Here is a 12560-nt window from a genome sequence, read left to right as displayed (position 1 = left end):
TAACTGAATATTACTTCTTATGAGAAGAATTGATGCAACTCTTGAGCAACTTGTTTCGGTTTTCCATCATTGTCAGGGCCCAAATGGTCGAGACCAGTGAATTCGATTCTAGTTGCCTCTGGCAAGACAGCCTCCAATTCATCAAGACACTTCCGCAAGCGCTCAGGGCTCTTATCACCACCCAATAATAGGATTTCAGTCGATAGCTCCTCGAAATCACTCGGTGTTAGGTGAGCACTCCTAACCATCTGGAGATCATATTGAACCGTCGGAATGAGATCCGTGAGAGACACATCATTTTCATCCTCATTTTCATTTTTTAAGGCGCGATTCATAAGTGGTACTAGCAGAAATCGGGGTAAGATGCGAAATATGCGCGGAAATACACCGGTACCCTTCCCGATCGTAACAAATGCTTCAGCCAAATCACCCTGAGCAAGTTCTTTTTCATAACGTGTTCCCCAATCTATTGGATCTGATTCCTCTGTAAACAGTGGAGGTTCATACACGGCGACTTTATGTATTTCTGGCAGCATTAGTGCTGCTTGTAGTGATATAGCTGCACCTGCACTTAGCCCAAATACATTGTGAGTGTTGGTTTTGTTTAAGAGCGCATCCAGATCCTCACATTCTTTCTGGATATTGTGACTGCTAGCGTGTGGATCGCTTAAACCACGTCCTCGACGGTCAGGGATATAGACTGTAAATGGATCAGATAATATCCTTCCTAGTTTGATGAGATTCTGCGAGGATTGCATAGCTCCGTGAACAAGGACTATGCCCGGCCCCTGACCGAGTTGCCGATAGCCAATAGTAGTTCCATCTTTTGAAGTGACGGAGTTAGTTATCTGTGAATTTGAGCCCATTATTCAATAAATAATGTGGTCATCAGAAATACTTTGTTCTATCTGAGGTTGACTTAGGGTGTCATAGAACGGTTGGCATGGTTTTCGACTCACGGTTGAGAGGCCTGCTACAGTTGGTTCTGAATAGCATCAATGCCGGCTGCTTCTCAGATAGCGTTTCTTGGGCTGCTACCGAGGTATGTGAAGCGTTCTATGACACTCTAGTGGATGGCTAGGTAGCTTGCCCCATGCACAGTTGGGCTCAAAATTGACACAGACGTCTAAATTTCGCAGTTATCCATGCATGACGAATCCACATAGCCGACTTCAGGTAAGTGAAGATGATGCGGATATCACAACTGCATAAAACGCCCGCTCCCATCCCACCGATGGCGTTTGGCCGATAAGTGCCACTCCCTACAGTTATCCGAACTACCCTGACTTCTTGGCCTTGAGGAGATTATCTCGGGTATATTTCAACTCATCAAACCCATTCTTTTTTAGATGTTTCTCAACATCCTGCTTACTACTTCCAAGACGTTCTAATGGCTGGTCGTGGGTTACGATGTATGCCAGCCGTGTCGTTGGCGACGAGAAGGTCGTCGAACCGCCACGGAGCAGATTTATTTCCTCCCCCACGATGTCCGACATAACCACCGTCGGTGATGGGATACCATCATCCGAGACGACCCCATCGAGCGTTCGAACTGGCGTTTCCGTCCCCCGCTTCGAATGGCGAACTTCGCCCATCTCACCAGGCGTGTCGTGTTGAATGTCAAACGCTATCGTCCCATCCGAATTTGAGATGGCACAATCCATAACGATGGCGTCGATGCCATTCAACTCGAGGTTCGTCTCTAGGCTCCCACGCGTCTGAGGACGGGGCTCGAAACAAACGATGTCGATCTCGGGGTACTTTCGACCAATTACACAGCTATTGATGCCAATATGAGCACCAATATCGAAGAAGACGTCGTCCTCGTGTATTTCAGAAAACATATCCTCGAACAGCTCAGCATGTGCTCCGGTATCGTCGGGAAGGAATCGATGTTCTCTCGCTGATGCCGCATGGAACTGCACGTCGACACTGCAAATCGTCGTTTGGATGGGTTCTTCGATCGAACGCTCTTCATCTTGGTCCATGATAGTGAGGAGACGGTGCTAGTACGCGATATACCAATAAGGTTCCGTCACCATCCACGTGATGACTTCACACCTATCTAACAGCTGTTTCAGTTATGGAAGTATTGAACTAACAGGGTCTCAACAGAGTGAAATATCCCGAACGCGATCGGGATTCCTCCGCTCAAGGTGGAGGATGTCAACACCACCTACTGCTGTTATGGACTCGGCGTTCCGTTTCGCCATCTCTGGGGCGATTTGCGTGACGATTGGAAGTTCCTACGCCAGAAGACGAACCAGAGTTCGACCGTCGGAAGAAATACTGCCGATCGGTACCGCAACGATGAGAATTTCAACCGCTATAGGAGTCACCGGTCACTGGGCCGCTGAAGACGGTGTACAGGAACTTGAAGTACCAGACGACGAGGAGGAGAACTGGGAGTCCCAGTACGGTGACGAGGTTGAGTGCGAGCGGCGAGACGACCGCCTCGCGGACGGTCAGTCCGGTCGGCGGGTAAATATTCGGATACAATAACAGCGCGACGAGGACGCTCAATAATCCGGGGAGCGCCAGCGCACTCGCGAGCCACTGTCGGTACCGCCCGCGACGAGCCAACACGATCCCGCCCACTCCTGCAGCGATCGAGAGGCCGGCGATCGTGGCCGCCGGCGCCGAGAGAACCGTCTCCGCGACCCTGCCAGCGTCAGTCATGACGACGGTCACGAGCAGAGCGACCAGGCCACCGAGATACGCCAGCGTTGCGACGATCCCGTAATCGCGCATCTCGGCGGCGAGAGCGGGATCAGTCTTAGCCGCTAAGAACGCCGCACCGGTAGCGATTGACACCGTAACGAGTCCTACACCCGTCAAAAGCGCCGGAATCGACAGTGTTGCCGCATCGAAAACCCATCGTCCGGCGAGTACACCGAACAACAGCGGGGCGAGCGTGCTGCCAACCACGAACGAAACATCGCACGTCCATTGCCACTCCTCGTCTTCGCGCTGTTCGCGCAGTTCCGGTGCGACGCCTCGGAACAGCAACGCGAGAACGAACCCGAGTACCAGCAGGTAGTTATCGGCCAGTAACCTCGAGTACGCTCGCGGGAACGCCGCCAGCAGCATCGTCCCGAACGCGATCAGCCACACCTCGTTGGCGTCCCAGATCGGCCCGAACGCTGCTAGTAGCGTCTCCCGATCTGCTTCGTCCTCGCGGGTCGCATAGAGCATGCCAATGCCGAAATCAAACCCGTCCAGGACGATGTACATCGCAAGCGCGAACATGACGACGCCGAACCACACATCCGGCAGCTGTTCGACGAGATAGCCGTCGACAGGGAGCAGATCAGTCATCGTCACCCACCTGTGGAACGGGATCGCGATCGGTGTCACGCGACGTCTCGATCACGCTGAGTTCCCGAAGTTCATCTAAGACCATCCACCGCAAGACGAGTAACGCCACGGCGATCAATCCGACGTAGATGAGGACGAAACCGATTAGCGTCGCCGTCGCTTGGAAAGACGTCAGCGACCGCGAGATCGCGTCATTGGTCCGCAGTACACCTTGGATTACCCACGGTTGACGGCCAATCTCGGTGACGTACCAGCCGGTGAGCAGCGCGGCGTAGCCCAACGGCGACGCAACCATCATCGCTTTCAAGAACCGGCTGTTCTCGGCGAGCGTCCCCCTGTAGATGAGAGAACCACCCCACAGCGCGAGCCCGATGAACAGGAAGCCGAGCCCAACCATAATCCGAAATGACCAGAAAACGAGTGCAACTGGCGGGTTCTCTTCGTATTCGTTCAAGCCGAGCACCTCTGCGTTGGGATCACCCCCGCTGGCGAGGAACGATCCCATACCCGGGAGGCTCACCGTGAAAAGGTTCTCCGCGCGTGGGTCGGTTAGCGCACTGGGACGTGTGGGCACGGCAACTAGGTGGAGATCGGCCCGCCCCGTCTCGTAGTGGGCCTCCATAGCCGCGAACTTCTGTGGCTGAGTGTCCGCGACGTGGCGGCCGTATGCGTCACCGTGGATCGCCTGAAGCGGGGCCGACACGAGCAAGATGAGTACAGCGATCTTTAACGCGGTAGTCCACGCTTTCGAGCTCGGCTTCTTCCACACGAGATACGCCGAAACGCCTCCAACCAGCAGCGCGACGGATATCACTGACGCGTTAATCATGTGGACGTACATCCACGGTAGTCGTGGAGTGAAGAACGCAGCAACCGGGTCGGTAAGCGTGGCGATTTCCATCCCGTTCCGTGTGACCATCTCATATCCCCGTGGGGTCTGCATCCAGGCATTAACGACTAGGATCCAGAATCCCGACAGCCACGCGCCGACGCCGACCAGTACCGACGAAAGGACGTACGTCCGATCACTTACTCGTTCGCGTCCGAACAGCAACACGCCGAGGAAGATGGCCTCGAGGAAAAACGCCATCTTTGCTTCGAAGGCCAGCGGCCCACCGATCAGTTCCCCGGCGACTGCCGAAAACCGCGGGAAATTCGTTCCGAACTGGAAGCTCATCGGAATTCCTGTGACTGTCCCCATGACGAACCCGACAGCGAAGACGTTCGTCCAGAACGACCGTAGCTTGCTGAATCGCTCGTCGTCGGTCGAGACTCCCTTCCAGGTGAAGTATATGATAAATGGAGCGAGCCCGACAGATAGCGCTGCGAAGATGATGTGAACAGTAATTGTCCAGCCAAACTGTGCCCGACTCGCAATCTCCGGGGAGAGAAACGCCATCCAACCCGGATCAGCAGAAAGGAAGGCTGTGGTGGGCATGCAGTCGAGAGTACAGCTCTCGAGCGTATGAGTACCGCTATGCGTCCTGCTTTCGGGTACTGTACTACGGTGTTTTATGTGCTCGCGGCCGTAGTTTTTGTACCAGATGGCAACCGCCAGACGCGGTTGGCTGATAGCGATTGTGTGATTGATTTCGGGCGCAGTGGCGCTGTTCAGATCATCGAAAGCAACGGATTTCTCCCCCTCAGGTTCTTTTTCCGCGGAACGAAGGGATCTCTTCGATCCTCTATCCGAGCTCACCGAGATAACTGAATTCTGCCGTAGGTTCCACGAATTCCGTCGCCGTACTCCGTCACTCTACTCTGAATAGCGCCCGCTGAGAGTAAACCAAATGGGACAGACGTGGTGCTGCATCTAGCTGTCGAACGAGCTCCACGGTTACCTTACACGTAAACCCCATCGGACCGAACGACACGTATGGACGATCCGATCCTCGTACCGATCGACGGTAGCGATCCTGCGACGGCGGCCTTCGACCACGCGATCGATGTTGCCGCCGAGACGGACGTCGTACTGCACCTCCTCTACGTCGCGAATACGAACGAACCCAGCCTCGTCCGCCTCGGCGAGCAGGTCGTCGACGTACTCGAAGAAGAGGGCGAAGAGATCGTCGACGAGGCGCGATCGCGCGCCGAAGACCGTGGCGTCGCCGTCGTCGATCACGTCATCCAGGGAGACCCCCGCGACGTGATCGTCGAGTACGCCCACACCAGTGACGTCGGACTCGTCATAATGGGCGCGCATGGTCGGCACGGAATCGGCGAGTACGTACTGGGGAGCACCACAGAGCATGTCGTTACTGAGAGCGAAATGCCAGTCCTGACGGTTCGCGCGGGGGAGGATGTGCGACGGTCGTATCCGTACGGTGCCGTGCTCGTTCCAACAGACGGCAGCGATCACGCACAGATCGCACTCAACCTCGGCGCCGAGGTCGCGGCCCGGACCGGTGCGACGCTCCACCTCCTGTTCGTCTACGACGAACTCCCCGAGACGATCGATCCGCGATCAGCCCGAATCCCCGCGGACGTTGAGGAGAACGTCAAGGAGCTGTTCGCAGAGGCCTCCGAAACCGCGGTCCAGGCGGGCGTTTCCGACGTCGTCACTGCGATCGAATCCGGTTCGGTGCCCCACGAGATCGCCTCGTACGCCGACTCGAACGCGATCGACCTCGTCGCGATGGGAACCCACGGCTGGTCCGGTATCGATCGAGTCCTGCTCGGGAGTTTCGCCGATCGTGTCATCCGCACCGCGCCCGTCCCGGTGCTAACCTGTACGGAGCGGACGGACGAGTCTAATTCGAGGTGAGGATCCGACTCGAACACGAATTCGGGACGTCGGTTCGCGAGACCGCCAGCGGGCGGTACTACGATTCGATCTTCTCGGCGATCTCCTTCGCCTGTTCCTCGGCTTTGTCTTCGCCGACGTTCTTCTGGATGAGAACCGACTCTACTTTCCAGTCATCGCTGCCCTCTGCTTTCCCCATTCGCACTTCGCTTCCCTCCGAAACGGAGTGGGCCGGATTTTCTGCCCAGTCGGGCGTCCGAATCTCGTCGAACTCGTCGGGATCGCGGAAGCGAACGTGGATGTACTCGTCCTCGGTCTCGACTTTATTAACACTGGCCATGTTACGATCGTCCATCCCGATGCCGTTAAGATGGACGGCAGGATGTGCAAGGCTGGCCTCGCGCGAGACGCGAATCCGACGTCGCTGCCGGCCCCAGTCACTTACGCGTCCGTCTGGTATGGACGACAATGACGCCGATCGAGATTAGCGCCCGCCTGCTCGCCGGCGGCGCGCTGATTCTGATCAACGCCTACTTCGTGGCGATCGAGTTCGGGCTGACCCGCGCCCGCCAGTACCCCGAGTCCGAGTTCGACACGCCCGGCCTCCAGCGCGCCTGGGAGATGACCGACGACCTCGAAGTGTACCTGACGACGTGCCAGATCTGGATCTCGGGGACGAGCATCGCGCTCGGGATCGTCGCGGAGCCGGGACTGGCGGCGCTCTTCGAACCGGTGTTCCGGGGATCCTCGCTCGCGACGATCGGTGCCGGGTCGTTGCTCGCGTTCTTCCTCATCAACATGGTCCACCTTACCCACGGCGAGCAGACGCCGACGTACCTCGGCGTCGAGCGCTCGAAGCAGGTTTGCCGGTACGGCTCGCGGCCGCTGTACTGGTTCGCGTGGTTGATCTCTCCCCTGATCCGCTTCGGCGACGGAGTAGCGAAGGCGACCCTGCGCCTGTTCGGGATCGAGATGACCGGCGCCTGGCTCGAAGCCGAAGCGGACGTCATCGAATCGCGGGCCGATCTTCGTCACCGGCTGGGGGAGGTCCTCGAGAAGGGAGCGGTGTCCGAAGACCGGCGTGATGAGGTGCTGAACGCTCTCGAAATCGGGGAGCGACCGGTGCGCGAGGTGATGGTCCCGCCCGAGGACGTCATCGCCCTCTCGACCGAGGTGCCGGCCGAGGAGAACCTCCGGCGGATGGAAGCGCAACCCCAGACTCGATATCCGCTGGTCGGCGAGGGCCTCTCGGACTTTCGGGGAATCGTGTACGTCCCATCGCTACTCGAGCGCCGCGGGTTCCTCGACGACGAGGACGACGGCCGTATCGACTTCGAAGCGGCGGCGGTCCCGCCGATGACGCTCTCGCCCGATACCGACGTGAGCGACGCGATCGACCAGTTCCAGGCCGAACACCAGGAACTCGCGCTGGTAATCGAGGACGGCGCAGTCGTCGGACTGGTGACCATCACCGATCTGTTGGAGTCGATCGTGGGTGACGTCGAAGATCCGATCGACCTGGAGCAGTAACCGATTCCTCGGACGCTCCACGATCGTGCTTCGCCGTCGCCAGCAGCAGCTAGGTATCACGGCAGGAACCAGCAGACAACTCGTATCACAGCAGGAATTACCCGCCGAGCTAGATCGCGTTGACAGACCCTTAGTCCTTGTGACGATCGACTGCCGTCGAATCCGTACGGTGAGCTGACGAAGGGGGGCCGTTACTCCTCGGAGACGATCGCGAACGCCGGGGGATTCGATGCGATCGGCCTGTCCCCGGAGTGCGGCTTCGACGATTCTCTTGAACGCAGATCTGAACCGATCGCGGCCGAATCGTCGCTTGATCTCCGCCGTCCCGATGCGAAGGTCTCGCTGGAGCGGCCTCGACGAGAGAACTCGGTCGATCCGATCGACGGCGTCCGCGGGATTGAGAGACGCATCGCCCTCCGACTTCGCGACGGCTTCGGCCGTCGGCTTCTCGCCGCGCGTCCACTTCCCGTACCACCGACAATACGTGTAGCGCACCTATCTACCAGTAAACACGTTCAGGGTGTCGTCAGTGATCCCGGTACGCGAGTGAACCGTAACGAAATCGCCCCGTTCGATCGTCGTCTCTCCAGTGGGCGTGATGGCCTCGCTTTCCCTATCGATCCGGACGACCAGTGCATCCGCGGGTATCACCGGTCCCGATCTTCCGGACGCCGGAAAAGCGGTGTTGATCGTCAACATGTGGGTCGGTTGACTGGAGGTTATCCCGGTCGCCGTGGTGATGGGCGCAGCGTTTCGGCGGTCCGATCTGTACAGGTGATCGATCGGTTCCGGGCCGCAAGCAAGGGGTCGCGCTCGTCGAAAGCGACGGCGACGACGCCCTCGGACCGCTCACCTCGCGGTTTTTCCGTCCGCTTCGTACTGACGGCTTCGCTCCGGACGAGTGCCGAATATTTACAGTCGTACTTTTGTGAGACACACGACAATTGACCGGCCGCCGTCGTCGAGTCCGGTAAGCGGGGGCAGTGTCCTGCGGTCACTCCGCGGAACGGCGGCTGCCGGTCGATCGCGGTGCGAGGATTCGACGAGTCGAAATCGCCGCTCGTGAGGAGAGGGGCGCCGATCAGTCGCTTCCCGCGTGGAGCTCTCGGGAGACGACGTCCCACCCCGCTGGATCGATCTCCCGTCCGCCGATCGACTCGGACTCGGGATAGGCGGTCAGCACGATGAACGGCGCCCGCTCGGAGATGAGCTCGGCGAATCTCGCCAGGTTATCCGAGGCGAGACTCCCGAGTCCGTCCAACAGAATAACGGGCACCAGGTCGTCGACCTCGAACGCCTCGTGAGCGGCGAGCGCCACCACGAGCCCGACCAGTTCGACTTCGCCCTCGCTGAGCGCATCCACGGTCGTTTCCCGCCCTTCTCGCGCGATAACGAGCTCGAACGACCCGGTTAATCGGGCGACTTCGAAGCCGATTTCGAACTCGTCGACGAGCTCCCGCATCTCGCGTTCGAACGTCTCGCGGGTTTCGCGCTCGATCGTCTCCTTGCGCTCGCGAAGCGTCGTCAGTTCGTCGGAAATCTCGGCGCGCGCGTCCTCGAGTTGCGGTCGTTTCGATGCGCGTCGGTCCGCTCGGTCGAGTTCGTCGGACGCGTCGTCCAACTCGGCTTCGAGGTATTTGATCTCGCTTTCGACCTCGGCGCGTTCGTCGGTGGCTTCCTGCACGCTCTCCTCGAGGTCGTCGATCTCCGTCTCAAGTTCGTCGCGTCGATCGCGCGCCGTTTCGAGTTGCGAGTTCTTTGTAGAAATCGTCTCTTCTGCCTCCCTGAGATCCGACTCGAGACGACGCTTCCGTTTCCGCTGGCTCTCGATCGCACTCATTCGTGATTGGAGTTCGTCGACGCGATCGCGGTACGACTCCGCATCGTCCTGCAACGTCCGAACGCGCTCGCCGAGTTCGGCGATCGACGATTCGATCGCGTCGCGAGTCGTCTCCTGGCCACAGATCCAGCAGTCGGCCGCGTCGTCGGTCAGCGATCGGGAGACGCCGGCGAGCAGATCGAGCCGATCCTCGTCCAACATCCGCTTGTTCGCCTCGTAAATCGACTGCAAGAGTTCGAGATCCCGCTCGCGATCGCGGAGTTCCGACCGCGCCGTCGAGAGCGACGCCTCTAACTCGTCGCTCTCGTCGACGTCGAGCGCGTCGAGCTCCTCTCGGAGCGTCGATCGTCGTTCGCGCGCGCTCCGAAGCGTCTCCTCGAGTCGGCGAATCCGACGTTCCAACTGATCGCGGTCGGCTCGCGCCTCGCTCAGTTTGTTGCCTGATTCGTCATCGCCCGCGGCGCCTGCCGCGTCGAGTTCCTCGCGTCGGTCGCGAAGATCCTCGAGATCCGATTCGAGCGCGGCCACCGTCGATTCGAGCGAGGGGAGGCGTTCGGCTGCCGTTTCGGCTTGCTCTAGCTCGGCGTCGACTTGCTCCCGTTCGCGTTGCAACTCGGCGATCCGTTCGTCGATGTTCTCGAAATCCAGGGGCCGAGTCAACACGTCCTCAAGGTTGTCTCCGTTTCTAACGGCTTGCCGAACGGGATTCGTTTCGTCGAGGAACGCGAACAGTTCGGCGCAGACGCGACCGTATTCATCGGTCAAAAACGGCGACCCGGAACTCACCACGCGACCGTTCTCGCGCCGCAGTTCGACCCGGTACGCGTCGTCCGAGGTCTCTAACACGGCGTGCCCGCGTTCCTCGCCTTCCGTGAGGGGAGTTGCTGTTCCCATGGCCGTTTCGATGCCGGCTAAAAAGCTCGATTTACCCTGCCAGTTACTGGCTCGGATCGCGTTTACGCCGCGAGAAAGTTCTGCTCGTCCCTCTCGAATCCCGGCGATGTTAGCGAGCGAGAGGGCCCAAGTCATATCGCGCCACCCATCGCAGCGACGAAATCGAGCGTGTAAACCAAGTCGTCGGTGAGCGAGACGCCGATCTGAGCCAGTCCAGGAGGAAGTATCGCCTGTTGCACGCCGCTGGGCGCTTCGTCGCCGTCGGACTCTCGCGGAACGGTCCGACCGTGATCCTTACAGATGTAGCCTCGTTCGACGGCGTCTTCGATCGGGATCCGAGTGGGGCACTCCGGACAGGTCAACTTGACCTGGATATCGACGTCGGCGCTCGCCGCCCCCGGGAGGCGCCCCTTCGACGAGAGCGAGTGCAATGCCGCTCGCGCTTTCTCTCTCGTTTTCGACCGAGCGACCTCAACGCTCTCGAGTTCCCAGTCGGACGTCGATCTCGCCGGTTCTTTTTCGCCGTCGAGACACCCGTTCAGGTGGCGCCGCATCGTGCTCCAGGAGACGAACTCGTCCTCCAGCTCGTCGGTGTCGATAGAATCCGCCGCGAGGTCGGCCGCCAACTCGTCGTGACGGAGATCGCGATCGCCGGTCAGGATCTCGTACTCGGCATCGATCCTGTACGCCGCGATATCGCGACCTTGCTCGTCGTATACGCCCCTGAGCACCTGTTTATTGAACCACTCGGTTAGGGCCTGATACCCCTCGCTCTCCAGTCCGTCGACGCCTTTCCACCGGGCGAGCAGATACTCATCGAGCGTCTCGTACCCGTCACGCGATGGCGTGAGATCGTAGCGCTCGATGAGGTCGTCGACTTTACACATTGTATTGGCTACGCAATTCGGTACCCAGACTTATTAGCGCTATCCCGACTGACAAGTACTGAGTCCCTGTCAGCCCCACTCGAGTGCGTATCGAAGTCAGACGGTCCCCGAGGGATGATCGGACCGCGATCCGAAACCGAAGCGGGTCCGTCGACGGTCGAGACATCGCACGCGGGACCGATCGAGTCGCCTCGAAAAACCAGGGGCTGCTCCGGTCGACGCTCGACTTACGAGGAGAGGGCACTGGTCGCGAGGCGAGGGAACCGCTCGTGGGCGAAGTGAACGGCGAGCACCACGACGATCGGGCCGAGGAACAGGCCGTACCAGCCGAACGCCAGCGTCCCGAGAAAGTAGCCGAGGAGGACGAGCCCGATGTGAATCCCGCTGCGCGCCGAGAGCAGCGATCGGGCGAAGAAGTCCGGGATCGTGTCGACGACGGTGAGCGAGAGCGCGAAGAACGCGATCGGCTGCCAGAGCGGCGTCGAGGTCGCGAGCGCCAGCGCGAGGAGGTACAGGCCGTACGGGACGTAGACGATCTTCATTCCCACGACCGGGATCAGCGTTCCGATGCCGATCAGGACGGCCAGCAGCGCGGGCGTGCCGACGACCTGCCCCGAGGCGAGCAGGTTCAGGCCGACGTAGGTGCCGGCGGCGACGAGGGCGGCGACCCCGACCACCGCGAGGTTACCGACGAAGATCGTCTCGAGGTCGTCGTCGACGCCGTCGAGGAAGGAAACGAGATCCTCGTCGCCGTCGACGCTGCGAACGAACCACTGGCGGAGTCGTCCGTCGTCGCGCAGCAGGTAAAAGAGGAACGTGAGCATGAGAAAAAACCGCGCGAGCACGCCGACGGCGACGCCGGCGACCGTCGAGAGACGATTGAGGACGTCCGGAAGTCCCTGTCGGAGCACCGACGCGACCGACCGGCCCGTGTCGGACGCGAGGGCTTCCCGAAGCCGATCGACGTTCCCTTGCCGGGCGATCGCGAGGTACGGATCGAGCGCCGATCGGTAGGCGCCGATGTCGCTCCCGGCGAGGAACTGGTTGAGCTCCTGGAGGGCGACGAGCCCGGCGTAGCAGACGACGGCCACCATCGGAACGACGATCAGCAGGATCGTAACCGTCGCCGTCACGTTCGGGTGGTTCAGGTGGCGATCGAGCCGGCGGTAGAGCGGCCGGGTGGCGTAGTAGAGAAAGATCGCGAAGAGGAGGGTCCCCAGGTACGAGAAGAGCGCGAACCCGATCGCCAGGGCGACGACGAGTCCGAGACCGATCCAGATGATCCGGTGAGCGTCCCACTCCCACTGGCTAAGGGCGCACATAGTCGGCCTACGGGAACGGGCAGCAA

10 protein-coding genes are annotated in these 12560 nt (G+C 59.8%); 2 read left to right on the top strand and 8 right to left on the bottom strand.

What is annotated here, in order from left to right:
- Positions 1 to 17: 17 nt before the first annotated feature.
- The 4 genes from MUH00_RS20175 to MUH00_RS20160 form a co-directional block, all read right to left on the bottom strand.
- The gene (locus MUH00_RS20175) at positions 18 to 866 is read right to left on the bottom strand and encodes an alpha/beta fold hydrolase (RefSeq protein ID WP_247004639.1); all 849 of its coding nucleotides are present in this window, start codon (positions 864 to 866) and stop codon (positions 18 to 20) included.
- 411 nt (positions 867 to 1277) lie between these two features.
- A complete protein-coding gene (locus MUH00_RS20170; RefSeq protein WP_247004637.1) occupies positions 1278 to 1988 on the bottom strand; it encodes an FkbM family methyltransferase in 711 nt (236 codons plus the stop codon).
- A gap of 331 nt (positions 1989 to 2319) precedes the next feature.
- A complete protein-coding gene (locus MUH00_RS20165) occupies positions 2320 to 3318 on the bottom strand; it encodes a cytochrome d ubiquinol oxidase subunit II (protein WP_247004635.1) in 999 nt (332 codons plus the stop codon).
- Positions 3311 to 4756: a cytochrome ubiquinol oxidase subunit I gene (locus MUH00_RS20160; protein ID WP_247004633.1), complete on the bottom strand. Its 1446-nt coding sequence runs from the start codon at positions 4754 to 4756 to the stop codon at positions 3311 to 3313. The genes MUH00_RS20165 and MUH00_RS20160 overlap by 8 nt, the downstream gene beginning before the upstream one ends.
- 438 nt (positions 4757 to 5194) lie before the next feature.
- Between MUH00_RS20160 and MUH00_RS20155 the strand changes: the two genes are divergently transcribed.
- A complete protein-coding gene (locus MUH00_RS20155; RefSeq protein WP_247004631.1) occupies positions 5195 to 6082 on the top strand; it encodes a universal stress protein in 888 nt (295 codons plus the stop codon).
- Between the two features lie 58 nt (positions 6083 to 6140).
- Here the strand turns inward: MUH00_RS20155 and MUH00_RS20150 are convergent, their stop codons facing one another.
- A complete protein-coding gene (locus MUH00_RS20150; protein ID WP_247004628.1) occupies positions 6141 to 6401 on the bottom strand; it encodes a hypothetical protein in 261 nt (86 codons plus the stop codon).
- A 128-nt stretch (positions 6402 to 6529) separates the two neighbouring features.
- On the opposite strand from MUH00_RS20150, the gene MUH00_RS20145 reads away from it, so the two are divergent.
- Positions 6530 to 7591 carry a CNNM domain-containing protein gene (locus MUH00_RS20145; protein ID WP_247004626.1) on the top strand — a complete coding sequence of 354 codons (1062 nt, stop codon included), beginning with the start codon at positions 6530 to 6532 and terminating at the stop codon, positions 7589 to 7591.
- A 1081-nt stretch (positions 7592 to 8672) separates the two neighbouring features.
- Here MUH00_RS20145 and MUH00_RS20140 read toward each other — a convergent pair.
- From MUH00_RS20140 to MUH00_RS20130, 3 genes are all read right to left on the bottom strand, one after another.
- Positions 8673 to 10460, bottom strand: a complete 1788-nt coding sequence (locus tag MUH00_RS20140; RefSeq protein ID WP_247004624.1) for an archaea-specific SMC-related protein — start codon at positions 10458 to 10460, stop codon at positions 8673 to 8675.
- Positions 10457 to 11212 (bottom strand): rod-determining factor RdfA, encoded by a 756-nt coding sequence (gene rdfA / locus MUH00_RS20135; protein WP_247004622.1) that lies wholly within the window; start codon positions 11210 to 11212, stop codon positions 10457 to 10459. The genes MUH00_RS20140 and rdfA overlap by 4 nt, the downstream gene beginning before the upstream one ends.
- 227 nt (positions 11213 to 11439) lie before the next feature.
- Complete coding sequence (locus MUH00_RS20130; RefSeq protein WP_247004621.1) at positions 11440 to 12534, bottom strand: AI-2E family transporter; 1095 nt, start codon at positions 12532 to 12534, stop codon at positions 11440 to 11442.
- Between the last annotated feature and the right edge of the window lie 26 nt (positions 12535 to 12560).

It is taken from the genome of Halosolutus gelatinilyticus, from assembly GCF_023028105.1.
Lineage (GTDB): Archaea > Halobacteriota > Halobacteria > Halobacteriales > Natrialbaceae > Halosolutus > Halosolutus gelatinilyticus.
Note: the sequence above shows the minus strand (reverse complement) of the source record. Positions and strands in the feature narration are given on the sequence as shown.